Consider the following 22978-nt stretch of genomic DNA (forward strand, 5'->3'; position numbering starts at 1 on the left):
AGATGAAGATCTATTTCAGCCTGTCCCTACGCCAGTATTAACTGGATCAGGTTCATCGGGTCCGCTCTTTAAACGAGCATCTCAGGCTTTCGCCACCCCGAGGCATCATTCCTTATATTTATGCAGTCACATCCTGTGAATGGTAATTATTCTATTGTAATTACACTCTTTTTTCTAGCGAAAAGCTTGTTACGGTATTTATTTGGCGGGTTTGATACTGGCTATGCACTGAGGGCATACACGTAGACGGCTATTGATACGTTGCGTGGCGATTAAATCTTGTTGTGTTTCATAACAACGGGGGCAATAAAATACTGATTCCTGACCGCGACGATAACACCCCGATGAACCATCTAATTCAGGTTTAGCGAGGTATTCCCCCGATAATAATGTATCGGGTAAAACAGTCACTAATTGCTCAATTTCAGTATTGAGTTCAGACAGTAAATAGTGATGTTCCTCAGAGATAATGTTTTCAAGCTGCTTTATTAGCTGTCTTATTTTGGTATAGGAAGGTGATGTGTTCATTGATGATCCCAGTGAAAGTGAACTAAACAGATTATCTTGGCAGATTTAAAGACTGATGGCTTTTTCAACAGTCTTTTTATCAAGATGAGCCGCAAAAAACTCGATAAAGGCATACATATAACTTCGAAGATAACTGCCTTTACGAATACCCATGTGGGTAACACTGGGTGGAAATAAGTGCCTGGCATCCAGTGCCTGAAGAGGCGCATCTTTGTCAGGATCAAATGCCATGCTGGCGATAATCCCAATCCCCATTTCTAATTCAACGTAGGTTTTGATGACGTCGGCATCAGTCGCCGTAAAAATAACGTTAGGATGCAAGCCTTTTTCAATAAAGGCCTGATCTTGTTTGGCGCGGCCAGTAAAGCCCATCACATAGGTCAGAATTTCATATTGCGCGATATCTTCCAGACATAACTTTTTCACCGACAATAACGGGTGTTCAGGCGGAACAACAACACAACGATTCCATTCATAACAAGGCAGAATAGCCAATGATTCGAATTGAGCAAGCCCCTCTGTTGCAATGGCCAAATCGATTTTGCCTGTCGCTGCCATTTCGCCGACTTCGGTCGGCGTGCCTTGCACCATATTTAAATGAATATTCGGGTAGTGTTCGGAGAATTTTTTAATGGCACTAGGTAAGGCATAACGGGCCTGGGTGTGTGTTGTACCAATTGATAAAGTACCGGATTGTTCGGTTTTACTATCCGCTACTAACTGACGAATATTGTCGACATCCTGCAAGACTCTCTCAGCCATCTCTATGACAGACTGACCAATCGGGGTAATGCCGGTTAATCGTTTACCGTGTCGTTCGAATATCTGTAATCCAAGCTCATCTTCCAGTAACTGCACCTGATTACTGACGCCGGGTTGTGAGGCGTGTAATGCATTTGCTGCAGCAGAGATACTCAGATCCCTTCTGGCTATTTCACGGACATATTTTAATTGCTGAAGCTTCATCTATATATGATTTAGTTATAAAGATAGTCAATAATATTCATTGATAGAATATTACGCTTTGGTAAACTTGTCAGCATTTTCGTAATACATAAGGCGTAAAACAAATGGAATGGGGCTTTCTTCTTGCTGGACTATTTGTCGGCATTATGGTCGGCATGACCGGTGTGGGAGGCGGGTCTTTAATGACACCCATACTCATTTTTATTTTTCATGTGCAACCAGCTATTGCTGTTGGTACGGATTTGTTATTCGCAGCGATCACCAAAGCAGGTGGTATCTGGTCTTACTGGCGTCATGGCGTAGTCAAATGGCATATCGTATGGCGTCTGGCTGCGGGCAGTATTCCAGCAACACTGGCAACGTTGTGGTTTATGAATGCAACAGGAATGCATGATGGCAACCACAATGAAATTATTACAAAAGCGCTCGGGGTAGCGTTGATTTTGACCTCTAGCGCATTATTACTCAAAGCGCCTTTAGGCAGATTATTGCGTTCACAGGAAAGTCATCCTGTGGTGAGTGCGCTTTATGATATTCGCGAAAATGAATTAAATAAGGCCATGATTACGGTCATAACTGGGGCACTGCTTGGTGTAATGGTCACGCTCTCATCGGTGGGAGCCGGGGCGCTTGGTGCAGTGATTTTGTTGTTTTTGTATCCACGCCTGAAAGGGGTGGAAATTGTGGCGACGGATATTGCTCATGCAGTGCCACTGACATTTGTAGCAGGTCTCGGGCATTCTGCCGTGGGCACGGTAGACTGGTCCTTATTAGTGTATTTATTAGCTGGATCATTACCAGGCATTTTTATTGGTACGCATCTAGGGGTTCGTATTTCGGATCACATTATGCGTCCATTGCTGGCCGTCATACTTGTATTGGTGGGGATAAAATGTCTGATATAAAGCAAGTCGATTTAACCCTGTTTGGCTGCCCGATGCACTATATCAAAGCCAGAGAAGCCTTGCAGAAACTGGCATTAGAACAGTCAATAGATCTACTGGTGAATACTGGTGATGCCGTGGATGAAGTATTCAACAGCTTAACCCAGGATGGGCAGCAGTGTGAGATCACCTCAACAGAGGGATTAACCACAACAATTCGTGTGAGAAGAAAACAATGAATGAAATAAAACCGGCTCTAGCCGCCAAAATTGATGCTGTCATCGCAGTGTTAAAAGATATTGAACAGAATTATCTCCCTGCCACGCTGGCAACCAGCTTTGGTGCGGAAGATATGGTGCTGATGGATTTAATCTGCAAACATGCACCGGGCATCGACATTTTCACTCTTGATACTGGGCGTTTGCCAAAAGAGACGTATGAGCTGATGCAAACGTTGAATAAACACTACGATAAAAAAGTCGACGTGTTTTTCCCCAACACCGCCGATGTTGAATTATTTGTCACCAATAACGGACCAAATGCATTTTACGACAGTGTTGAATTAAGAAAACAATGCTGTGGTATCAGAAAAGTAGTGCCGTTGAATCGTGCTTTATCTGGCAAAAAAGCCTGGATTACCGGCATGCGCCGTTCACAGTCGGTCACTCGTGCTGAGTTACCCGTGTCTGAGTGGGATGATGATCACGGCTTACAGAAATTCAGTCCTTTAACGGACTGGTCAAATGGCAATGTATGGGCTTATTTAAGAGCTAATGATGTGCCTTATAACAAATTACACGATGAAGGTTACGCCAGTATTGGCTGTGCGCCTTGTACGCGAGCTATCACCATGGGCGAAGATATTCGTGCCGGACGCTGGTGGTGGGAAGATCCAGAAAATAAAGAATGCGGCTTGCATGTCAAATCTAACTAACGAGAAAGATAATGACTGAAAAACAATTAACACACTTAAAGCAGTTGGAAGCAGAAAGCATCCATATAATGCGTGAGGTGGCTGCTGAGTTTGAGAATCCAGTAATGCTGTATTCAATTGGTAAAGACTCAGCCGTCATGTTGCACTTAGCGATGAAAGCTTTCGCGCCGGGTAAACCCCCATTTCCATTGATGCATATCGATACCACATGGAAATTTAAGGAAATGATCAAGTTCCGTGATGACCGGGCAAAAGAACTGGGTTTGGAACTGTTGGTTCACACCAACGAAGAAGGGCGTGCGGCGGGCATTAATCCATTCGATCATCCTCGTTATACCGACATCATGAAAACTGATGCCTTAAAACAAGCGCTGGATAAATACGGTTTTGATGCGGCATTTGGTGGGGCTCGCCGTGATGAAGAAAAGTCACGTGCTAAAGAGCGTGTTTATTCATTCCGTGATAAGAACCATCGTTGGGATCCCAAAGCGCAACGACCAGAACTGTGGAATATCTATAACAGTAAAGTGAATAAAGGTGAAAGCATTCGTGTTTTCCCTCTGTCAAACTGGACTGAGCTGGATATCTGGCAATACATTTATCTAGAACAAATTCCAATTGTGCCGCTTTATTATGCTGCTGAACGTCCGGTTGTTGACTACAACGGTCTGACCATCATGGTCGATGATGATCGTATGCGTATTCCTGAAGGGCAGGAGCCACGCATGGAGAAAGTACGTTTCCGTACTTTAGGTTGTTATCCGTTAACGGGCGCGGTGAAATCATCAGCAGACACCTTGCCTGAAATTATTCAGGAAATGTTGCTAACCACGACATCTGAGCGTCAGGGGCGTGCGATTGACCATGACCAAGCGGGTTCTATGGAGAAGAAAAAACAAGAGGGTTATTTCTAGATGACTACTGAATCAAGTTCATATCAATCAGATAGCCTGATTGCCACAGATATTGAAGCGTATCTGAAGCAGCATGAAAATAAAGAAATGTTGCGTTTCTTAACATGCGGTAATGTGGATGATGGTAAAAGTACCCTGATTGGCCGTCTTCTACATGACTCGAAGATGATCTATGAAGATCAACTGGAAGCCGTCACACGTGATAGTGCCAAGTCTGGTACTACGGGTGAACAGGTGGATTTAGCTTTATTGGTAGATGGTTTACAGGCGGAGCGTGAGCAAGGCATTACCATTGACGTTGCTTACCGTTATTTTTCTACCACCAAACGTAAATTCATCATCGCCGACACACCGGGGCATGAGCAGTACACGCGTAATATGGCAACAGGGGCATCCAGCTGTCAGTTAGCGGTTATCCTGATTGATGCACGTTATGGGGTTCAAACACAGACGCGCAGACATAGTTTTATTGCCTCATTGTTAGGCATTAAACACGTGGTTGTTGCCATCAATAAAATGGATTTGATGGATTATAGTCAGGAAGTGTTTGATAACATCCGTCACGACTACACTGAGTTCTCACGTGAGTTAGAACTGGAAGATATTCACTTTGTGCCGATGTCTGCGTTGGTGGGTGATAACGTCGTTAACCGCAGTGAAAAGATGGACTGGTATCAAGGACAAACCTTGATGGAGATTCTGGAAACGGTTGATGTTGATAAAGATCCCAACTTCGATGATATGCGTTTCCCTGTGCAGTTTGTGAATCGTCCAAACCTGAACTTCCGTGGTTATTGTGGCACTCTGGCATCGGGTATTTTGAAGCCAGGTGATGAAGTGACAGTGTTGCCGTCAGGTAAAGAAAGTAAAGTAAAAGCGCTTGTCACTTACGATGGCGACTTGGATCATGCTGTGCCGGGTGAAGCCATTACTGTCACATTAGAAAATGAAATTGATGTCAGCCGCGGCGATATGCTTGTTCATAGTAATCATCATCAACCACATGTATCAAGCCAGTTTAAAGCAATGGTTGTGTGGATGACCGAGCAACCATTAGTGTCAAACAAGCAGTACAGTATTAAAGTTGGTGTCAGTGATGCGGGTGGTTCCTTAACTGGGATTGACTATCAAATTGATGTGAATACGCTGGAGCATAATAAAGTCAGCGAACTCAAACTAAATGAAATTGGTTTGTGTGAATTTTCACTGAATAAACCGGTTGTGTTTGATTCATATAAACGCAATCGTACTACTGGTGCCTTCATCATTATTGATCGTCTGACGAATGTGACCATTGGTGCCGGTATGATTACGGATGCCGTTTCAGGTAGTCATGAAGTCGTGGCTGCAGGTGAGTTTTCTGCTTTTGAATTAGAGTTGAATGCACTGATTCGTAAACATTTCCCTCACTGGGATGCCAAAGATTTGAATCAACTTCTCAAATAAAAGCACGATAAAATCTTATCGCAGAATAAAGCCAGTCAGTGTTTGCTGACTGGCTTTATTGTGTCCGTTAAAAATATATAAATCGTTTTTGTCGATTAATAGGAACATAATAAACAATTATACAAATCGTTTTAAGCTGGATAGACTTTGTTGTGTGCAATGAATTTGCTCAACATAATTAGCAGCAGCAAGGAATAAATGATGACTAAAAAAGTTTTGACGACATCAGCAGGAGCCCCTGTCTCTGATGATAATAACAGTATCAGTGTCGGACCAAGAGGACCTTTGACTTATGACAACCACTACACCTTCGAAAAATTGGCTCACTTCAACCGTGAGAGAATTCCTGAACGCGTGGTCCATGCACGTGGTACCGGGGCTTACGGAACCTTTACCCTCACCAAAAGTTTAAAAGAATTTACCATTGCTGATTTCTTGCAAAATGAAGGTAAAAGAACGGATGTGTTTATTCGTTTCTCGACAGTAGGTGGTGGTCAGGATTCACATGATTTCGCCCGTGACCCACGTGGCTTTGCCATAAAGTTTTATACCAAGCAAGGTAACTACGATATGGTGGGGAATAATACTCCAGTGTTTTTCTTGCGTGATCCAAGTAAGTTTCCGGACTTTATTCACTCACAGAAAAAGAATCCGCGTACCAACTTGCCAGATCCTCGCATGGCTTATGAGTTCTGGGCTAATTATCCTCAGGCCTTACATCAGGTCACTATTTTGATGTCTGATCGGGGGATTCCGGCTTCATACCGTAATATGAATGGGTACAGCTCTCATACTTATAGCTTCTGGAATGAAAAGGGCGAACGGTTTTGGTTTAAATGGCACTTTAAAACCAATCAGGGCATCAAAACGCTACGAGCAGAAGAAGCGGCAGTAGCGGATCCTCATGGGGCACAACAGGATTTGGTGGAGGCCATTGACCGTGGAGATTTCCCAAGCTGGACGGCAAAAGTGCAGATCATGACGGAACAGAAAGCGCGTGATGCGGAGGTTAATCCGTTTGATTTAACCAAAGTATGGCCGCATGATGAATTTCCACTGATTGAGGTGGGTCAGCTAGAGTTGAACCGTAATGTGGATAATTATTTTGCTGAAACCGAACAAGCGGCTTTTGCACCAAGTAACTTTGTGCCGGGTATTAGTTCATCACCTGACAAAATGTTGCAAGGAAGGCTGTTAGCGTATCAGGATGCTCATCGTTATCGAGTGGGGGTGAACTACAATCAGTTACCTGTTAATGCGGCAAAATGTCCGGTCAATCATTATCAGCGTGATGGGGCTATGGCGGGCTTGTGCCCGGCGGGTGGACATCATCATCAGACAAGTGGTGCAAACTTTTATCCGAATGATCGTGATGATGGTCCGGCACCGGATCAAGCTGTGGCAGAACCTCCGATGCCTGTGGAAGCGGGGGCCTGGTTGGATCGCTTTGATACTGATGAAGAGGATCATTACACACAAGCGGGCAATTTGTTCCGTATTATGAGTGACGATCAAAAACAACAATTAGCAAATAATATTGCTGGTGGACTTGGGCAGTGTGATGCCTCTGTTCAACAACGTATGTTAGCTCAGTTTGAAAAGGCTGATCCGGACTATGCTGCCAGAGTAGCGGCTGCACTACAGGCTTAAATAGTCTGAAACTAAAGGGGCGTTAAATACGCCCCTTTATTTATTGGATAAGTTGCTTGATGCTGCTTAGTTGTTCACGCCAGATGATCTGTTTTTTCTCTAAAGAAATAGCCGCATTAGCAGGACTGGTGGATGGCAGACGAGATGTCGTGATGTTCTGCCATGGTTTTTCTAAGCTCGCCTGAACGTATTTCATATAAATTTGTTCTGCTTTAGCACCATTAAAAAACACAGCCTGAATATTGGGATGAGCCTGAAAAAAGGAATTAAAGTCGTTGGCTTCAATAGAGTCAGGCGCAATATTGCTATCCAGGCTGCCTGATCTGTCGCAGGCCTTTAACACATCCCACACTGCTACGCGATGTTGCGTCAGCAGTTCACAACGTTGCTGATATGGCCAGCTTTTTTCAATAGCAAACAGACTTTGCATAATTGACCAGAAAGCATTGCGTGGATGAGCATAATATTGCTGTTGCCGAAGTGATTCTAATCCCGGCATAGAACCGAGAATGAGAATTTCAGCTGAAGGCTTGGCGATCGGTGGAAAGCTGTAACAGCGAGATTCATGAGCTGACATTATTGATACAACTGACCCTTGTAGCGTATCCAGCCATGAGGATGTTTATTGTCAGGATCATGATGAGTCCAATGAATGACACCGCCTTTGTCATTCCACTCATATTCACCAAAAACATGTACTTCATCGCCGACTTTCAGAGCGTCAATACGTGGTGCCAGATCAATATTATGAGCAATCAGGACCGTCAGCTTATCCGGCAGCGTGATAATAAAACGCTGATGACGACTGCCTTTAGTATCGTCTGGGAGAATGCGACTAACGACGCCACTGACTTCAACCAGAACATCACTTTTTTGCTGTTGGTAAAGTGACGAAATCGATGTGGCTTCAGGACTGTTAACATTTTTATTGTGTGGCTGATAATGACTGGCTCCCCAAATCAGAAAGCCAAAAGCGATCACCAGCCATAAACGTTGTTTTTGTCGACTTGCTTTAGACATGCAAGATTTCCTGATCAAAAAATATATTCAGTATAACCAGTTTACAGTGAATTATAGAGAGCAGTGAGAACAGCAAAACAGATTGACTCAGGAGTGATTAAAACTGAGATTCGCCCGTTAAGTGACGCGCACAATTAAAACTGACAGCAATCACTAGCGATAAAACGATATTTTATGGTCGGATTAAACCATAGAGATGACGGGGTATTAGTCAATTAACTAATATAGATATTGGTATTTATAATTTCCTGTTATATATCGCCAGCGTTATAATAGCGAGTCCGGTATTAAGAGTTTAGAGAGCTTAAATGTATCAATACGATAAGTATGATCAAACGATGGTTGAGCAGCGGGTCGCACAGTTCCGTGATCAAACACGTCGTTTCTTGGCGGGTGAGCTGACCGAAGAGCAGTTCCGTCCTTTACGACTGATGAATGGTTTATATATTCAGATACATGCACCTATGTTGCGTGTTGCTATTCCTTATGGACTGATGTCATCCAAACAAGTTCGTAAAATCGCGGAAGTCTCACGCCGTTACGATAAAGGGTTTGTTCACTTCACTACGCGTCAGAATTTCCAAATGAACTGGCCGAAGTTAGAAGATGTGCCAGATATCCTTGCTGAACTGGCTACTGTACAGATGCATGCCATTCAAAGTAGTGGTAACTGTATTCGTAATACAACGTCTGATCAGTTTGCGGGTATCAATGCCAATGAGATTGAAGATCCACGTCCATGGGCAGAAATTATTCGTCAATGGTCAACCTTTCATCCAGAGTTTGCCTATTTACCGCGTAAATTCAAAATTGCGGTCATCGGTTCTGAAGAAGATCGTGCTGCGACAAAACTACATGATATCGGCTTACATTTAGTCAAAAATCATGAAGGTGAAATTGGTTTCGAAGTGTTAGTTGGCGGTGGTTTGGGACGTACTCCAATCATTGGTCAGCAAATTAGACCGTTTCTTGAGAAAAAAGATCTGCTGTCTTATCTGGAAGCTATCTTGCGTGTTTATAACCGATTGGGCCGTCGTGATAATAAATACAAAGCGCGTATCAAGATTACTGTTCGTGAGCACGGCATTAATCATATTCGTGAATTGGTTGAAGCCGAATGGGTGCAAATCCGTGACCAGCTTGAATTGAATCAGAAAGAAATTGACCGTGTTAAGTCTTATTTCACTGAACCTGAATATGAAGCTGACGCGGCTGCAGATGAAAGCTATGAAAAAGCACTGGCGGAAGATAAGGCGTTTGCACGTTGGGCTAAACAAAATACGTTTGCTCATAAACAGCCTGGTTATCGTGCCGTTTATGTCTCACTGAAAGCGCCGGGTATTGCGCCGGGTGATGTCACATCTGACCAGCTTGAAGTGATTGCGGATCTGGCTGATGAATTCAGCTTCGGTGAAGTTCGTTCAACCCATAACCAAAACCTGGTTTTTGCTGATGTAAAACAAGCAGATTTGTATGCGTTATGGTTAAGACTCGAAGCAGATAATCTGGCAACGCCAAATATTAATACACTCACTGACATTATTTGCTGCCCAGGCCTGGACTATTGCGGTCTGGCGAATGCTAAATCAATTCCTCTATCGAAACAGATCGCGGAACGGTTTGGAGATCTGGATTATCTGTATGATTTGGGTGATATCAAGATCAAGTTCTCAGGCTGCATGAATGGATGTGCTCATCAAAGTGTTGGTCATATCGGTATCCTGGGTGTCGATAAAAAAGGTGAAGAGTGGTATCAATTCACGCTTGGTGGCAGTTCAGAAGCTGATGCATCATTAGGTGAACGTTTAGGTAAGGCTATTCCTAAAGAAGAAGTCGTTGATACTGTGGGTCATTTACTGGATGCTTATGTTGATTTACGCCATGAGGATGAGTCATTCCTGGCCACTGTCCGTCGTTTAGGTGTTGATCCATTCAAGGAGCGTGTATATGCAGATAATTAAAGATCGTGAAATCGTCGAAGATAATTGGACACATCTGGATGATGATGCAGATCTGGTTGCTGGCAATATTACCGTCTCCTTAGCTCGTTGGCAGGAACAACATGAAACACTGGTCAAGCATAAAGGTGAACTGGGTTTACGTTTAAGTGGTGATGACCCTCTGGAAGAAGTAGTTCCGGATTTGATTCATTTTTCGTTAATTGTGTTGGTTTTCCCTGCGTTTACAGACGGACGCTGTTATTCCTTCGCTCGTTTATTACGTGAGCGTTATGGCTTTAAAGCTGAAATCCGTGCACAAGGTGATGTATTACATGATCAGCTGTTTTATATGTCACAGTGCGGAATTAATAGTTTTGAACTGGCGAATCCAAATCGCATCGACAAGGCATTGACCGCTTTTGATGACTTTAGTGAAAGTTATCAAGCCACAGTGTTGCGTCCTGAACCGCTCTATCGTCGTCGTTAGGTTTCAGTTCTCGTCTATATGGCTGTATATGCGATTGGTGATGTTCAGGGCTGTTACGATGAGTTAGTCAAAATGCTGGATCGAATTCAGTTCGATCCAGCTGATGATCAGATATGGTTGGCTGGTGATCTTGTCAACCGAGGGCCTAAATCCGCTGAAGTCTTGAGATTGGCAAAACAGCTGGGCAATAGTTGTGTCGCCGTTTTAGGAAATCACGACCTGCATTTACTGGCTAATGCTGCCGGTGTGATTGAGTATCAACACCATCTGGACACGATTGAGCAAATCCTCTCAGCACCTGACAGAGATGAGCTTATCGATTGGTTAAGACAACAGCCCTTGTTTTATCACGATCCCGCTATTGATTTTAGTATGGTACATGCGGGTATTCCGGCCGAATGGTCAGTAAAGGAATCACTGGCGCGCGCGGCAGAAGTTGAAACCGTATTAAAGAGTGATAACTGGCGCGATTTTTTTCAGCATATGTATGGTAATAAACCTAAACGCTGGACACCGGAGCTGAGAGGTTGGGACAGATTACGCTTCATTACCAATTGTTTTACCCGGCTGCGTTATTGTCATGAAGATGGCCGAATCGCCTTAAAGTTTAAAGGGGCACCGGAAGATAAACCGCTGCATCAACGTCCCTGGTTTGAAATGCCCAATCGGTTAACAGCCAATGACCGTATTGTGTTTGGGCATTGGTCTACCCTGGGGGTGGGTCGTTATGGCAATGTGTTTTCATTAGACAGTGGCGCTGTGTGGGGAGAAACACTGACGGCAGTCCGGATTGATCAAGAGCCATATGAATGGATAACGGTTGAAGCTGATGCGGCTAGTTTACCTTTCCCTAAAAAAAAGTCGGATAAAAAGCGGAGACGTTGGCTGTAGGTATTGGTTCGCCACTGCTCTGTGAAAATGAGTACAATATATTTCATATTGATTAATTTCTGGATTAAAAATAATGAGTGATGTCACGAGCTATTCCGCTGACGTATTTGCGAAAGGCGAGGAGATGGGGACTGACACTCACCTTTTCAGCGTTGCTAAGGCAGCCACTGGAGTGATTGAAATGGTTAATGGTTTAAAACAAATTGAGGCTGGCAAATAAATGGCCACGGGATTACCCAGAACAAAAGCACGCCGAGCGGCTGTACAAGCGCTCTATCAGGCTCAAGTCAATGGTGAAGCACCACAAAAAGATACACTTGAGTTTGTTACCGCCGAATATGCTGACAAGATTGATAAGAAATATTTTGTGACGTTAATCGATGGTACGCTCAAGTATCAGGGCGAAATTGACGCTGAGCTCACCAAAGTGATTGATCGTGACCTGGACAAAATTGACCCTGTTGAAGTGTCGGTTTTACGTTTAGCCGTGTTTGAATTTATGCATTTGCCGGAAATACCTTACCGCGTTGTGCTCAATGAAGCTGTTGAATTAGCCAAATCATTTGGTGGTGAACAAGGCCATAAATACGTCAACGGTGTATTAGATAAAATGGGCGCGCGTCTGCGCACGCATGAACATCAGGCAGCAAAAGCTGCACGTCAAAAGAAATAATTAAGCTCAAGGCCTGAATCCTGCAGGATTCAGGCCTTGATTACTATAAGGTTTCTGTGTGGCTTTAAACGAGTTCTCTCTGATAAAACAGTATTTTGCTGATGCAACGCAAAAACGCCAGGATGTCATTGTTGATATTGGAGATGATTGTGCTGTCTTGTCCTGTCCTGAAGACAGTGATATTGCTATTTCCATTGATACCTTAGTTTCAGGCGTTCATTTTTTTGCCGATGTAGATCCGTTTACACTGGGTCATAAATCACTTGCTGTGGGCTTAAGTGATTTGGCAGCGATGGGAGCAACACCAGCCTGGTTTACACTCGCGTTAACATTACCTGAACTGGATGAAAACTGGTTATCGGCTTTTGCTGAAGGCATGGCTGCATTAGCTAGCCAGCATAATATTCAACTTGTGGGCGGTGATACCACGAAAGGGCCTCTGACCATCAGTATTCAGGTTCATGGGCTGGTGAAAAAAGGCACGCAGCTACGACGCAGTCAAGCAAAGTTATCCGATAAGATTTATGTCAGCGGAACACTGGGTGATGCCGGGGCAGCTTTACAAAAACGTCTATCATCATGGCAACCCTCAGAACTGACAGAACAAGATTGGCTATTCCTCAATAAACGGCTTGAGCAACCAAGCCCAAGACTGGCGATTTCACAAAAAATCTTACCTTTTACTCACGCAGCAATTGATATTTCTGACGGTTTATTAGCTGATCTTGGTCATATTCTGGAGACGAGTGGTAAGGGAGCCAGAATTAATCTCGGTGCTATTCCCTTATCTTCCAGCCTACAAAAAATCGATAGACAACAAGCGCTAAAGTTTGCACTGAGTTCAGGTGACGATTATGAACTCTGCTTTACCGTGGCGGCAGATCAAGTGGCTGCCGTTGAAGCATTAAATCTGGATATTCAACAAATTGGTGAAATTATCGATGAACAGGCCATTGTTCTGCTCGATGACGATGGGAAACCCTCGATATTAGATATCACTAGCAAAGGATATGACCATTTTGCCTAAAGTGACCTTTAAACAATTATTAGAAAGACCAACGGCATTTTTAGCTTATGGGTTTGGTTCAGGTCTTGCACCTAAGGCGCCCGGGACATTTGGCACTTTGGCGGCTATCCCTGTTTTCTATTTGATGCAGTCCTTACCTATGGCGAGTTATCTCTTGCTGACGGTTGTATTTTTTTTCCTAGGCATCTGGTTTTGTCAGAAAACAGTCGACTGGTTACAACAGGATGATCCCTCCGCTATTGTCTGGGATGAAATTGTTGGGTTTCTCATCACTATGATTGCAGCCCCGAGTGGCTGGTTATGGATTTTGTTGGGATTCGTTCTATTCCGGGTATTCGATATTTTGAAACCCTGGCCAGTCAGTCTGGCTGATAAAAGACTGCATGGCGGTTTTGGTGTGATGTTAGATGATGTTATCGCCGGATTATACGCTTTGCTGATACTTCAGCTTATTGCGTATTTTGTCTAATCCGACGATAACCAATATTTATCTTTCTCTACAGGATAGAAGCGGCATCAATCGAGTGATTTTGTGTACCGTGATGGGCAATTTTTAAAGCCCCAAGGGTAGAAGCAATTCTGCCGGTTTCTTGCCAATCTTTACCATGCAAAATACCGTGTAACAGGCCAGCACGATAAGCATCACCGCAACCTGTTGGGTCAACAACCTGAGCCGCTTTCTGACACGCAATATCAATGCGCTTACCTTCAGTATAGATGTAAGAGCCTTCGGCGCCACGGGTGATAATCAATGCCTCAACATGACGAGCGATTTCTTCTTCAGGAAGCCCTGTACGGTCCATGAATAATTGTGTTTCATAATCATTTAAAGCGATATAACTGGCTTGTTCAGCAAAGGCCATCAATTCATCACCATTAAACATCGGTAAGCCCTGACCTGGGTCGAAAATAAAAGGAATACCGGCTGATTTTAATTGTTCAGCATGTTGAATCATGCCATCACGACCATCTGGAGCAATGATAGCCAGTTTAATATCTTTGGCTTCACTGATAGGTGTTTCATGTGCCAGGTTCATGGCTCCGGGGTGGAAAGCTGTAATCTGATTATCATCCTTATCGGTGGTGATAAAGGCCTGAGCCGTGTAATGACCTTGTTTAACATGGACATGATCACGTTTAATATTTTTCGCATCCATCCATTCTGCATATGGCGCAAAGTCAGTTCCTACCGTACCCATTGGCACAGGGTTGTCACCAAGTAGTTTCAGGTTATAGGCAATATTACCAGCACAGCCACCAAACTCACGACGTAACTCTGGCACCAGAAAGGCCACATTTAACATGTGCACTTTGTCCGGCAATATGTGGTTTTTAAACTTATCAGGAAAAACCATAATATTGTCGAAAGCGAATGAGCCACAAATAAGCACTGACATAACTTAACTTTCCTTTATTTCTAGATGGGTAGGGTGGGCCTGAATACTGATTTTTCCTCGCATGAATGCATGCAAGGTATGCCCAATAATTTTATAGCGCCAGCCATGTAATAAAGCACAATCCTGGCCCCGCACCAATGATTCAATATCTTTACGTGTAGCCACTGCAGAAGGGGTGATGGATTGTTCATCACAACTTTTTCTTAATAATGCCATCAACGCATCAATCAGTGCTTCTTGCTGATTACTAAGCGCTGAAGGTCGTTTCAATACAGGCCACTTTTCTTTCGGAATATCTTTTGCTGCGGTGATGACTTTGATGATGGTGTTGCCATACCGGTCTATATCACGCGCTTCTAGGCCACGAATTTTTTTCATTGCATCGAGCGTCATTGGCGTGAAGCGAGCTAAGTCCAGCATCACATCATCTTTCAAAATCCAGCGACGAGGTAAATCAAGCTCAATGGCTCGTTTCTCACGCCAGGCACCGAGTTCTTGCAAGATCACTAATTGCTGACTTTTTAAGCGTCCTGCGCCTTTCACTCTCAGCCAACTTTGTTGTGGATCTTCTTGATAAGTTTCTTTTGCAGTTAATGCCGCAAAGTCATCACTCAGCCACTCCACCCGACCTGTTCGATTAAGTTCATCTACAAGTTGAAGATAGAGTTGTCGAAGATATCTGACATCATCAGCGGCATAGTCGACCTGTGCTTCTGATAGAGGTCGTTGGCGCCAGTCTGTTCTTGCCTGACCTTTATCAAGCTCAACACCGAGACATTGTTTAACCAAATTGCCATAACCTATTTGATCGCCGTAGCCTAGGACTGTTGCGGCCAATTGTGTATCAAAGACTTTGGGCGGGAGTGCATTTTTCATTAAGAAAAATAATTCTAAATCTTGTCTGGCAGCATGAAACACAATGGTGATGTTTTCAGAGTAAAACAACGCCATCAAGGGGGATAAATCACTAATAGCCAATGGATCAACACAAGCGATGACATCATTGCTGGCAACCTGAATTAAACATAACTGCGGGAAATAGGTCTTTTCGCGATGGAATTCGGTATCCACTGCCAGCCATTCACTGTCTGCTAGCTGTTGGCAGAGTGTATTGAGACCGGCTTCTGTATTTACAAACTGAATAGTCATGCTGTGTCTTTAAAAAAGGAACACAGTATAGCCAGTTTCTTGTTCAATGCATAACCTGACCCTGATGTGTTGACACCATATCTAAAACAGCATTTACAATAATGTCAGGTTGATGAAGATGGATATCATGACCACTGTGAAAAGCAAACAAATGCTGGCTATGGGAGGTGAGTTTCCATAAGTCTTGTTGGAGATGAACCCAGATTTTTTCACGATTTTCAGCATCTTTTTGGCCTTGCCATTCACTCTGGCCACGGCTGATAACGACTAATGGCACATTTGGCAGATGTCTGAGATGTTTAACTTGTAAAGCACTTTGATAAAGTGAGGATATTTCAGTTCGAGCAGCGTTAATTGCCCGTTCTTTGAGCATAGATTGTTCGGCGTTCAGTGGCGTACCCGAAGGTTTGGGAAGAATGATGATATTTCGTTTACGATCGTAATTTTGCGGTAGCTTAATATTTAACTTTTCATACTGATTTTCATGTGAAGCGTCTACTAACACAATACCAGTCACTTCTTCAGGGTGACTAGCCGCGAATACTCGCATGTTATAGCCACCAAACGAATGTCCAACCAAAATGAATGGACCATCTAGCTTTGCTTTATGGATCAGGGTTTCTAATTCATTTGCAATACGGACACTGGTACGAGGTTGAGGTCCTGCATCACTCCAGCCATAACCCGCTCTGTCATACACACAGGTACGTGTGTGTTTGGCAATGTTATTTTGAATATTAAACCAGGCTGTGGAGTCATCACCAAGACCAGTATCGATAATAACGACGGGCTGTCCGTGACCTTTGCATAGCATATGAAGTTTGTATCCACCTACATCATAACGGACGCCAGGTGCCTTAGGATATTCGCTGGCATAGGCAGAACTAAGAAATAGGCACAAAAAAATAACAGTGGATATGGAATTTACAGACATCACATGCTCCAAGATGAATCTTACCGGAGCATAGTTTTAGCGATGTGAAGTTTACGTGTAAGAAACTGTTTGCTCTTGGATTTTTTGATTGAGTTGTGTCAAATCAAATGGCCAGAAAAGTTGTTGTTTGTCTGGAAATTCGACAACCGGAATATGTACTCCGAATTCTTCAACAAGCTTATCATCATCACCGATTTCGATAAGCTTGATATCGATTGCATATGCCTGTGACGACGCGTGTAAGAGCTCTTGAGCTTGCTCACATAAGTGACAACCAGCCGTGGTATAAAGATGAATGACCATTATTTTTCTAATAAACGCGGAATCAGGTCAATAAAGTTGCAGGGCTTGTGCGTGGCATTTAACTGGTCATGGAGTATTTCATCCCAGCCAGTAATACAGGCACCTTTAGAACCGGGCAGGCAAAAAATAAATTTACCATTGGCTAGGCCTGCGATAGCTCGACTTTGAACTGTCGATGTTTTGATAACATCATAAGAACGAGCACGAAATAACTCGCCGAAGCCTTCAATTTCTTTATCGAATAATACTTTGACGGCTTCTGGAGTACCATCCCGACCGGTCAGGCCTGTTCCACCTGTAGTAATGATGACATCAATGTCGTCATTGATTAACCATTGTGAAATAACCGCCCTTATCCGGTAGGTATCATCAGCCACAATGTCACGATGACTCACGCTATGACCATCCGCTGTAGCTTTATCTTGCAGCACGTCGCCTGAGGCATCGTTGTCTTTAGTGCGTGTATCGGATATTGTCAAAATAGCAATGTTGACAGGAATAAATTCTGAGCCCATCTGGTACCTGCTTTAAAATGATATTTGCGGAACCAGTATAATGAGCAACCAGTCTACGGTCTAGAATCGATTAAAACCCTAGGAGAAAATTAGATGAAGAAAATTGTCTTGGTTTCACTGATTGCAGCGGCCTTGAGTGGCTGTGCTGCTGACGATCCTAACCAGAAAACGAAAACAGGTGCGGCGATAGGCGCTGCGGCTGGCGCTCTACTGGGTTATGCAGTCGATGACGGAGCTGGTGGTGTTCTCGCTGGCGCGGCTGTGGGTGCGCTGGCTGGTGGTGGTGTCGGACACTACATGGATAAACAGCAGCAAGAAATGGAAGCGGCTTTAGCTGATGAGCGTGCACGCAATGAATTAAAAATTCAGCAATTAGAAAATGAAACACTCAAAATTGATATTGCCAGTGAAGTGTCATTTGATTTTGACAGTGCTTCATTAAAATCGGCTTTTACACCGACACTGAATAAAGTCGCTGATATCTTACAACGTTATCCTAATACCATTATTCATGTAGTTGGTTATACAGACAGCGTAGGTTCAGAAAGCTACAATATGAAGCTATCAGAGCGAAGAGCGCAATCTGTTGTTGATTATTTATCCTCCAGAGGCGTGTCTTCCAGTCGTTTATACGCTATTGGCAAAGGTGAAAGTGATCCGCGTGCAACTAACGATACTGAAGCTGGCCGACAATTAAATCGTCGTGTCGAACTGTTTGTTAAACCTGTTATTGAAGGACAAGAGTCTGAAGCCTATCAAACGCCGTAAAACGAAAACAGCCCATCACGCACCGATTGATCCCGATGTCATTTTTGGCCTGCATGCTGTGCAGGCCGCTCTGGAAGTACCTGTCAGCCGTGTGAAAGAAATATGGCTGGCAGCCGAGAGACAGGATAACCGTGTTGAGAATGTCCTTGCTGCGGCAAATGAGCAAGGTGTGGTTATTCACTTTTCTGAACGTGAAACCCTCGATAAGATTGCTCCTGATGTTCAGCACCAAGGCTGTGTCGCTAAATGTCGGCCTCTGGAAAGTCTGGATGAGAAAGGGTTATTCGATCTTTTAGACAATCTGAATGAGCCGCCTTTATTGTTGATTCTGGACGGTGTTCAAGACCCTCACAATCTAGGCGCATGTTTACGTACAGCTGAAGCTTCAGGAGCTCATGCTGTTATTGCTCCCAAGGATCGTGCTTCTGGCTTAACTGCAACGGCGATTAAGATATCCAGTGGCTCAGCAGAGCGCTTACCTTTTGCCCAAGTGACGAATATTGCGCGTTTGATGCGAGAGTTGCAGCAAAGAGGTGTTTGGTTAATTGGTACCTCGGGTGATAGCGAAACCAGTCTGTATCAAACCAAACTGACTGGGCCGATGGCAATCGTGCTTGGTGCTGAAGGTAAAGGTATCCGCCACTTGACTCGTGAAAATTGTGATGAAGTGGTGTTTATACCTATGCAAGGCGAAGCCGAAAGCTTGAATGTTTCAGTAGCCGCAGGCGTGTGCCTGTTTGAAGCATTTCGTCAACGCAGCTTGTGATAAGTACCTGAATTCAAGTAAAATGTCAGATTGCTTTAAATTCTGATTCGTCAGTTAAGCAAAACTCCTTGCTTTATGGCTAAGACCATAAAGCTGTTTAAACCGTGAGGAGCTCAAATGAGACATTACGAAATCGTGTTTCTGGTCCACCCTGATCAGAGTGAACAAGTGCCTGGCATGATCGAGCGTTATACCCAAACACTGACAAGCGAAGGTGGTCAAGTCCATCGTTTGGAAGATTGGGGCCGCCGTCAACTTGCATACCCAATCAATAAAGTACACAAAGCACATTATGTTCTTATGAACGTTGAATGTGGTGTTGAACAGTTGAATGAAGTAACTACTGCATTCCGTTTCAACGATGCTGTTATTCGTCATCTGGTTGTTAACATGGAAGAAGCGGTTACTGAAGCTTCACCTATGATGCAAAAAGAAGACGAGAAAAAATCAGCTTAATACTGCTGCAGACTTTTAGGAGAATTCATAATGGCACGTTTTTTTAGACGTAGAAAATTTTGTCGCTTTACTGCCGAAGGCATTAAACAAATCGATTATAAAGATGTAAATTTGTTAAAAAACTACATCACTGAAACAGGAAAAATCGTACCAAGCCGTATCACAGGTACTAAAGCGCGCTACCAGCGTCAGCTTTCAACTTGTGTGAAGCGTGCGCGTTTCCTGGCATTGTTGCCATATTGCGACATGCATAAATAATTTGTCTTGATCTAAGCACTTAAACGTATCAGTTATGCTGTTTAAAGTTATTGCCTCTTACGCTATGCAAGGTCGCTGGAAAGCGGCAGCAACAACAGCGGTGTTGTCAGCTCTGGCGATAATCTTTCCGCCACTAAACTATTTGTCTAGTGGTGTGATTTCGTTGACGACTTTGAGAATGGGCCCACGTGAAGGCGTGAGCGTTATTCTGGCAACGTTAGTTGTGTTTGCTTTGCTTGCTGGTTTCTTAGTGGGGCAGTTGTGGATTGCGGGTTTGGTTTTGCTAACCAGTTGGTTGCCGGTTTACCTGGTAACTCTGGCGCTTGGTTATACTCGTTCATTTGCATTGTCTTTATTAACGGCGAGTGGTTTAGGCATTCTGGTTGTACTGATGCTGCATCTGTTTATTCCAGATACAGCATCTTGGTGGCAACAGATGTTAAAACCATTCATCGATAATCTGAGTGAACAGCCTAGTTGGCAATTAAATGCAACACAGACCGAACAGGTGGCGATGAGATTATCTGGTTTAATGACCGGTCTGGTTGCCGCTGGTGTTTGTCTTAATGCGATTTTAGGCATCATTATTGGACGTGCCTGGCAGTCTGAACTCTATAATCCAGGAGCATTTGGTGCAGAGTTTAAACAGTTACGCTTGGGTAAAGCGCCTGCCGTTTTTACCGGGCTACTTATCATTTTGGCACTTACCTCTATTGGTAGCTATGTGCCATGGTTGATAGATTGTTTACCAGTGATGCTGGTAGTGTTTGGTGTTCAAGGTTTGGCTATCGTGCATGCGATGGTGGCGATAAAGCAAAAAAGTAAAGCATGGTTAGTGACTGTCTATGTTTTACTCGTCATTATGCTGCCACAAATGGTAATGATACTAGCCAGCCTGGGTGTATTAGATCAGTGGTTTAATTTACGTGATCGCTCTAAAAAGAGTGGTACGGGTATTTGAATAAGCAATCGATTTGATTGCGAATGAGGGTAGAACGATGCAAGTTATATTGCTAGAAAAAGTTCAAAAGCTTGGTAATCTGGGCGATGAAGTCAATGTTAAGTCTGGTTTTGGACGTAACTTCTTAGTACCTAAAGGTAAAGCGTTACCTGCAACTAAGCAAAACAGAGAAAAGTTTGAAGCACGTCGTGCGGATCTGGAAGCGGCAGCAGCGAAGTTATTAGCTGAAGCTGAAGCGCGTAAAGCGAAACTGGTTGCAGCTGGTTCTCTTAACATTATGGCTAATGCTGGTGTTGAGGGTAAACTATTCGGCTCAATCACTGCTGCAGACATCGCTGATGCATTAAATGCAGCCGGTGCTGATATTGACCGTAATGAAGTTCGCTTACCGACAGGTCCATTACGTCATACAGGCGAATACAACATTGATATTCAATTACATGCTGATGTTATTGAAGTCGTTAAAGTCAATGTAAGCTCAGAAGCTGAACTGCAAGCAAAAGCGGAAGCTGAAGAAGCGAAAAAAGCAAGAGAAGCAGCTTTAGAAGAAGCTGAAGCGATTGCTAAAGCTCAAGAAGAAGCGTAATAAAAAGTATGGAGGCTGAGCTTACTGCCCAGCCTCCATTTTTTTTGTCATCATCTCATTTATGAGAATTGTTTCTTAGTTAAATAGAGGCTATTAACACTGTGGAAGACTTAAATTATTTTGATTCATTTAAGGATTCTGCCACTGAAGCACTGAAGGTGCCGCCTCATTCCATCGAAGCTGAGCAGTCAGTGCTTGGCGGATTAATGCTCGACAATTCTGCCTGGGAACAAGTGGCCGATCTCCTGGTTGAGCAAGATTTCTATCGTCATGACCATCAATTAATTTATCGTGCGATTGCTCAGTTAATGGAGCATTCACAGCCTGTTGATGTGATTACACTGGCTGAATGGCATGATAAGCGTGGTGAGTTAGACCAAGTTGGCGAACTGGCCTATCTGGGTATGTTGGCACGCAATACCCCAAGTGCAGCGAATATTGCCGCGTATGCTGAAATCGTGCGCGAACGGGCTATTCTTCGTCAATTAATCAAAGTCGGCAATAGCATTGCCAATATGGCGTTTAAGCCTGAAGGCATGAGCAAAGAAGATATGCTCGATATTGCTGAGCGTCATGTTTTTGAGATTGCTGAAAAAGGCGCAAAACGTGGTGGTGGCTTTATTCAGGTAAAAGATGTATTGAGTAAAGTGGTCGACAGAATTGACAGCCTGTTTGAGCAAGACAGTGCTATTACCGGCTTACCGACCGGATTCATTGACTTTGATGAGCAAACCTCAGGTTTGCAACCGGCCGATTTGGTGATTGTTGCTGGTCGCCCATCAATGGGTAAAACCACCTTCGCAATGAATATTGCCGAAAATGGTGCCATACACAGTAAACAACCTGTAGCGGTGTTCAGTATGGAGATGCCTGCAGATGCGTTGGCCATGCGTATGCTGTCTTCATTGGGCCGAATCGATCAGCATCGCTTACGTACGGGTAAATTAAATGATGATGATTGGCCTCGGTTAACATCAGCGATAGCTTTGCTTAATGAAGCGCCGTTATTTATAGATGACACTCCTGCGTTAAGTCCAACAGAATTACGTGCCCGTGCTAGACGTCTTAAACGTGAGCATGGTCTAAGTTTAATCGTGATTGACTATCTGCAATTAATGCAGGGTAACGCCGGTAAAGCCAATGAAAACAGAGCTACCGAGATTTCTGAAATATCGCGATCATTAAAAGCACTGGGTAAAGAACTGGAAGTACCGGTGATTGCCTTATCCCAGTTAAACCGAAGTCTTGAACAACGTCCAAATAAACGTCCGGTAATGTCTGATTTGCGTGAATCGGGTGCGATTGAGCAGGATGCGGATCTCATCGTCTTTATTTATAGGGATGAAGTCTACAATTCAGATTCACCTGATAAAGGTAAAGCCGAAATTATCATTGGTAAACAGCGTAATGGTCCTATTGGTACCGTGGCGTTAACATTCCAGGGCAAGTACACACGATTTGAGAATTTTGCCCCAAGTTATTACGAAGATCAGGATAATTATCCGAGCTACGGCGAGGAGTAACA

Annotated in this window: 29 protein-coding genes and 1 riboswitch; of the genes, 20 read left to right on the plus strand and 9 right to left on the minus strand. The window is 43.7% G+C overall.

Features of this window, described 5'->3' with window-relative positions; genetic code table 11:
• Positions 1 to 5: 5 nt before the first annotated feature.
• A riboswitch (TPP riboswitch) is annotated at positions 6 to 110 on the minus strand.
• Between the two features lie 88 nt (positions 111 to 198).
• Both QQL60_RS00095 and cysB read right to left on the minus strand, forming a co-directional pair.
• Positions 199 to 528 (minus strand): hypothetical protein, encoded by a 330-nt coding sequence (locus tag QQL60_RS00095; RefSeq protein ID WP_007146053.1) that lies wholly within the window; start codon positions 526 to 528, stop codon positions 199 to 201.
• 45 nt (positions 529 to 573) lie between these two features.
• Complete coding sequence (gene cysB / locus QQL60_RS00100; RefSeq protein WP_284450441.1) at positions 574 to 1494, minus strand: HTH-type transcriptional regulator CysB; 921 nt, start codon at positions 1492 to 1494, stop codon at positions 574 to 576.
• Between the two features lie 104 nt (positions 1495 to 1598).
• Here cysB and QQL60_RS00105 point away from each other — a divergent pair, with 104 nt between their 5' ends.
• From QQL60_RS00105 to QQL60_RS00130, 6 genes are all read left to right on the plus strand, one after another.
• Positions 1599 to 2399, plus strand: a complete 801-nt coding sequence (locus QQL60_RS00105) for a sulfite exporter TauE/SafE family protein (RefSeq protein WP_007146051.1) — start codon at positions 1599 to 1601, stop codon at positions 2397 to 2399.
• Positions 2387 to 2617 (plus strand): sulfurtransferase TusA family protein, encoded by a 231-nt coding sequence (locus tag QQL60_RS00110; protein ID WP_007146050.1) that lies wholly within the window; start codon positions 2387 to 2389, stop codon positions 2615 to 2617. The genes QQL60_RS00105 and QQL60_RS00110 overlap by 13 nt, the downstream gene beginning before the upstream one ends.
• Entirely contained in the window at positions 2614 to 3312 is a 699-nt protein-coding gene (locus tag QQL60_RS00115) for a phosphoadenylyl-sulfate reductase (protein WP_007146049.1), read from the plus strand. Before QQL60_RS00110 ends, QQL60_RS00115 begins: the two co-directional genes overlap by 4 nt.
• An 11-nt stretch (positions 3313 to 3323) precedes the next feature.
• Positions 3324 to 4226 (plus strand): sulfate adenylyltransferase subunit CysD, encoded by a 903-nt coding sequence (cysD, locus tag QQL60_RS00120; protein ID WP_007146048.1) that lies wholly within the window; start codon positions 3324 to 3326, stop codon positions 4224 to 4226.
• Positions 4227 to 5672 carry a sulfate adenylyltransferase subunit CysN gene (gene cysN, locus QQL60_RS00125; RefSeq protein ID WP_284722045.1) on the plus strand — a complete coding sequence of 482 codons (1446 nt, stop codon included), beginning with the start codon at positions 4227 to 4229 and terminating at the stop codon, positions 5670 to 5672.
• A gap of 201 nt (positions 5673 to 5873) precedes the next feature.
• Positions 5874 to 7322, plus strand: a complete 1449-nt coding sequence (locus QQL60_RS00130) for a catalase (protein ID WP_284722046.1) — start codon at positions 5874 to 5876, stop codon at positions 7320 to 7322.
• Positions 7323 to 7362: 40 nt separating this feature from the next.
• Here the strand turns inward: QQL60_RS00130 and QQL60_RS00135 are convergent, their stop codons facing one another.
• The gene (locus QQL60_RS00135; protein WP_284722047.1) at positions 7363 to 7899 is read right to left on the minus strand and encodes a DNA-deoxyinosine glycosylase; all 537 of its coding nucleotides are present in this window, start codon (positions 7897 to 7899) and stop codon (positions 7363 to 7365) included.
• Positions 7899 to 8342: a DUF3465 domain-containing protein gene (locus tag QQL60_RS00140; protein WP_273182721.1), complete on the minus strand. Its 444-nt coding sequence runs from the start codon at positions 8340 to 8342 to the stop codon at positions 7899 to 7901. Before QQL60_RS00140 ends, QQL60_RS00135 begins: the two co-directional genes overlap by 1 nt.
• A 308-nt stretch (positions 8343 to 8650) precedes the next feature.
• On the opposite strand from QQL60_RS00140, the gene QQL60_RS00145 reads away from it, so the two are divergent.
• The 7 genes from QQL60_RS00145 to QQL60_RS00175 all read left to right on the plus strand — a co-directional run bounded on the left by QQL60_RS00145 (position 8651) and on the right by QQL60_RS00175 (position 13829).
• Positions 8651 to 10303, plus strand: coding sequence for a nitrite/sulfite reductase (locus QQL60_RS00145; protein WP_284722048.1), 1653 nt, complete (start codon positions 8651 to 8653; stop codon positions 10301 to 10303).
• A complete protein-coding gene (locus QQL60_RS00150; RefSeq protein ID WP_284722049.1) occupies positions 10290 to 10769 on the plus strand; it encodes a DUF934 domain-containing protein in 480 nt (159 codons plus the stop codon). Before QQL60_RS00145 ends, QQL60_RS00150 begins: the two co-directional genes overlap by 14 nt.
• An 18-nt stretch (positions 10770 to 10787) precedes the next feature.
• On the plus strand, positions 10788 to 11660 hold the full coding sequence (locus QQL60_RS00155; protein WP_284722050.1) for a symmetrical bis(5'-nucleosyl)-tetraphosphatase: 873 nt from the start codon (positions 10788 to 10790) through the stop codon (positions 11658 to 11660).
• 73 nt (positions 11661 to 11733) lie between these two features.
• Entirely contained in the window at positions 11734 to 11880 is a 147-nt protein-coding gene (locus QQL60_RS00160; protein ID WP_007146038.1) for a hypothetical protein, read from the plus strand.
• Positions 11881 to 12333, plus strand: coding sequence for a transcription antitermination factor NusB (gene nusB / locus QQL60_RS00165; RefSeq protein ID WP_007146037.1), 453 nt, complete (start codon positions 11881 to 11883; stop codon positions 12331 to 12333).
• Positions 12334 to 12391: 58 nt separating this feature from the next.
• On the plus strand, positions 12392 to 13360 hold the full coding sequence (thiL, locus tag QQL60_RS00170) for a thiamine-phosphate kinase (protein WP_284722051.1): 969 nt from the start codon (positions 12392 to 12394) through the stop codon (positions 13358 to 13360).
• Positions 13344 to 13829: a phosphatidylglycerophosphatase A family protein gene (locus tag QQL60_RS00175; protein ID WP_273182717.1), complete on the plus strand. Its 486-nt coding sequence runs from the start codon at positions 13344 to 13346 to the stop codon at positions 13827 to 13829. Before thiL ends, QQL60_RS00175 begins: the two co-directional genes overlap by 17 nt.
• 28 nt (positions 13830 to 13857) lie before the next feature.
• Here QQL60_RS00175 and QQL60_RS00180 read toward each other — a convergent pair whose 3' ends face one another.
• Genes QQL60_RS00180 through moaB form a run of 5 tightly spaced genes read right to left on the minus strand, consistent with a single transcriptional unit; the run spans position 13858 to position 17658 of the window.
• On the minus strand, positions 13858 to 14757 hold the full coding sequence (locus tag QQL60_RS00180) for a carbohydrate kinase family protein (RefSeq protein ID WP_284722052.1): 900 nt from the start codon (positions 14755 to 14757) through the stop codon (positions 13858 to 13860).
• A 3-nt stretch (positions 14758 to 14760) separates the two neighbouring features.
• Complete coding sequence (rnd, locus tag QQL60_RS00185; RefSeq protein WP_284722053.1) at positions 14761 to 15906, minus strand: ribonuclease D; 1146 nt, start codon at positions 15904 to 15906, stop codon at positions 14761 to 14763.
• 43 nt (positions 15907 to 15949) lie between these two features.
• Positions 15950 to 16840 (minus strand): alpha/beta fold hydrolase, encoded by an 891-nt coding sequence (locus QQL60_RS00190; RefSeq protein ID WP_284722054.1) that lies wholly within the window; start codon positions 16838 to 16840, stop codon positions 15950 to 15952.
• A 51-nt stretch (positions 16841 to 16891) separates the two neighbouring features.
• A complete protein-coding gene (locus tag QQL60_RS00195) occupies positions 16892 to 17143 on the minus strand; it encodes a glutaredoxin family protein (protein ID WP_007146031.1) in 252 nt (83 codons plus the stop codon).
• Complete coding sequence (gene moaB, locus QQL60_RS00200; RefSeq protein ID WP_007146030.1) at positions 17143 to 17658, minus strand: molybdenum cofactor biosynthesis protein B; 516 nt, start codon at positions 17656 to 17658, stop codon at positions 17143 to 17145. Before moaB ends, QQL60_RS00195 begins: the two co-directional genes overlap by 1 nt.
• 93 nt (positions 17659 to 17751) lie before the next feature.
• Here moaB and QQL60_RS00205 point away from each other — a divergent pair, with 93 nt between their 5' ends.
• The 7 genes from QQL60_RS00205 (at position 17752) to dnaB (ending at position 22976) form a co-directional block, all read left to right on the plus strand.
• On the plus strand, positions 17752 to 18426 hold the full coding sequence (locus QQL60_RS00205) for a YiaD family glycine zipper/OmpA-like lipoprotein (RefSeq protein ID WP_284450424.1): 675 nt from the start codon (positions 17752 to 17754) through the stop codon (positions 18424 to 18426).
• On the plus strand, positions 18389 to 19192 hold the full coding sequence (gene rlmB, locus QQL60_RS00210; RefSeq protein ID WP_284722055.1) for a 23S rRNA (guanosine(2251)-2'-O)-methyltransferase RlmB: 804 nt from the start codon (positions 18389 to 18391) through the stop codon (positions 19190 to 19192). The genes QQL60_RS00205 and rlmB overlap by 38 nt, the downstream gene beginning before the upstream one ends.
• A 117-nt stretch (positions 19193 to 19309) precedes the next feature.
• Entirely contained in the window at positions 19310 to 19648 is a 339-nt protein-coding gene (rpsF, locus tag QQL60_RS00215) for a 30S ribosomal protein S6 (RefSeq protein ID WP_007146027.1), read from the plus strand.
• A 30-nt stretch (positions 19649 to 19678) separates the two neighbouring features.
• Positions 19679 to 19906 carry a 30S ribosomal protein S18 gene (gene rpsR / locus QQL60_RS00220; RefSeq protein ID WP_007146026.1) on the plus strand — a complete coding sequence of 76 codons (228 nt, stop codon included), beginning with the start codon at positions 19679 to 19681 and terminating at the stop codon, positions 19904 to 19906.
• Positions 19907 to 19940: 34 nt separating this feature from the next.
• Entirely contained in the window at positions 19941 to 20867 is a 927-nt protein-coding gene (locus QQL60_RS00225) for a YybS family protein (RefSeq protein WP_284722056.1), read from the plus strand.
• 37 nt (positions 20868 to 20904) lie between these two features.
• Positions 20905 to 21453: a 50S ribosomal protein L9 gene (gene rplI / locus QQL60_RS00230; RefSeq protein WP_007146024.1), complete on the plus strand. Its 549-nt coding sequence runs from the start codon at positions 20905 to 20907 to the stop codon at positions 21451 to 21453.
• A gap of 101 nt (positions 21454 to 21554) precedes the next feature.
• Positions 21555 to 22976 (plus strand): replicative DNA helicase, encoded by a 1422-nt coding sequence (gene dnaB, locus QQL60_RS00235; RefSeq protein ID WP_284722057.1) that lies wholly within the window; start codon positions 21555 to 21557, stop codon positions 22974 to 22976.
• Positions 22977 to 22978 lie beyond the last annotated feature (2 nt).

The organism is Methylophaga thalassica (assembly GCF_030159795.1).
Classification (GTDB): domain Bacteria; phylum Pseudomonadota; class Gammaproteobacteria; order Nitrosococcales; family Methylophagaceae; genus Methylophaga; species Methylophaga thalassica.

Coding starts and splice junctions, on each gene's coding strand:
- rpsR (WP_007146026.1), top strand. CDS start 19,679: ATGGCACGTTTTTTTAGACGTAGAAAATTTTGTCGCTTTACTGCCGAA.
- QQL60_RS00145 (WP_284722048.1), top strand. CDS start 8,651: ATGTATCAATACGATAAGTATGATCAAACGATGGTTGAGCAGCGGGTC.
- QQL60_RS00225 (WP_284722056.1), top strand. CDS start 19,941: ATGCTGTTTAAAGTTATTGCCTCTTACGCTATGCAAGGTCGCTGGAAA.
- QQL60_RS00110 (WP_007146050.1), top strand. CDS start 2,387: ATGTCTGATATAAAGCAAGTCGATTTAACCCTGTTTGGCTGCCCGATG.
- QQL60_RS00150 (WP_284722049.1), top strand. CDS start 10,290: ATGCAGATAATTAAAGATCGTGAAATCGTCGAAGATAATTGGACACAT.
- QQL60_RS00105 (WP_007146051.1), top strand. CDS start 1,599: ATGGAATGGGGCTTTCTTCTTGCTGGACTATTTGTCGGCATTATGGTC.
- rplI (WP_007146024.1), top strand. CDS start 20,905: ATGCAAGTTATATTGCTAGAAAAAGTTCAAAAGCTTGGTAATCTGGGC.
- moaB (WP_007146030.1), bottom strand. CDS start 17,658: ATGGGCTCAGAATTTATTCCTGTCAACATTGCTATTTTGACAATATCC.
- cysD (WP_007146048.1), top strand. CDS start 3,324: ATGACTGAAAAACAATTAACACACTTAAAGCAGTTGGAAGCAGAAAGC.
- QQL60_RS00155 (WP_284722050.1), top strand. CDS start 10,788: ATGGCTGTATATGCGATTGGTGATGTTCAGGGCTGTTACGATGAGTTA.
- nusB (WP_007146037.1), top strand. CDS start 11,881: ATGGCCACGGGATTACCCAGAACAAAAGCACGCCGAGCGGCTGTACAA.
- QQL60_RS00140 (WP_273182721.1), bottom strand. CDS start 8,342: ATGTCTAAAGCAAGTCGACAAAAACAACGTTTATGGCTGGTGATCGCT.
- QQL60_RS00095 (WP_007146053.1), bottom strand. CDS start 528: ATGAACACATCACCTTCCTATACCAAAATAAGACAGCTAATAAAGCAG.
- QQL60_RS00135 (WP_284722047.1), bottom strand. CDS start 7,899: ATGTCAGCTCATGAATCTCGCTGTTACAGCTTTCCACCGATCGCCAAG.
- QQL60_RS00130 (WP_284722046.1), top strand. CDS start 5,874: ATGACTAAAAAAGTTTTGACGACATCAGCAGGAGCCCCTGTCTCTGAT.
- cysN (WP_284722045.1), top strand. CDS start 4,227: ATGACTACTGAATCAAGTTCATATCAATCAGATAGCCTGATTGCCACA.
- QQL60_RS00115 (WP_007146049.1), top strand. CDS start 2,614: ATGAATGAAATAAAACCGGCTCTAGCCGCCAAAATTGATGCTGTCATC.
- QQL60_RS00205 (WP_284450424.1), top strand. CDS start 17,752: ATGAAGAAAATTGTCTTGGTTTCACTGATTGCAGCGGCCTTGAGTGGC.
- rpsF (WP_007146027.1), top strand. CDS start 19,310: ATGAGACATTACGAAATCGTGTTTCTGGTCCACCCTGATCAGAGTGAA.
- QQL60_RS00195 (WP_007146031.1), bottom strand. CDS start 17,143: ATGGTCATTCATCTTTATACCACGGCTGGTTGTCACTTATGTGAGCAA.
- cysB (WP_284450441.1), bottom strand. CDS start 1,494: ATGAAGCTTCAGCAATTAAAATATGTCCGTGAAATAGCCAGAAGGGAT.
- QQL60_RS00160 (WP_007146038.1), top strand. CDS start 11,734: ATGAGTGATGTCACGAGCTATTCCGCTGACGTATTTGCGAAAGGCGAG.
- rnd (WP_284722053.1), bottom strand. CDS start 15,906: ATGACTATTCAGTTTGTAAATACAGAAGCCGGTCTCAATACACTCTGC.
- QQL60_RS00190 (WP_284722054.1), bottom strand. CDS start 16,840: ATGTCTGTAAATTCCATATCCACTGTTATTTTTTTGTGCCTATTTCTT.
- QQL60_RS00175 (WP_273182717.1), top strand. CDS start 13,344: ATGACCATTTTGCCTAAAGTGACCTTTAAACAATTATTAGAAAGACCA.
- QQL60_RS00180 (WP_284722052.1), bottom strand. CDS start 14,757: ATGTCAGTGCTTATTTGTGGCTCATTCGCTTTCGACAATATTATGGTT.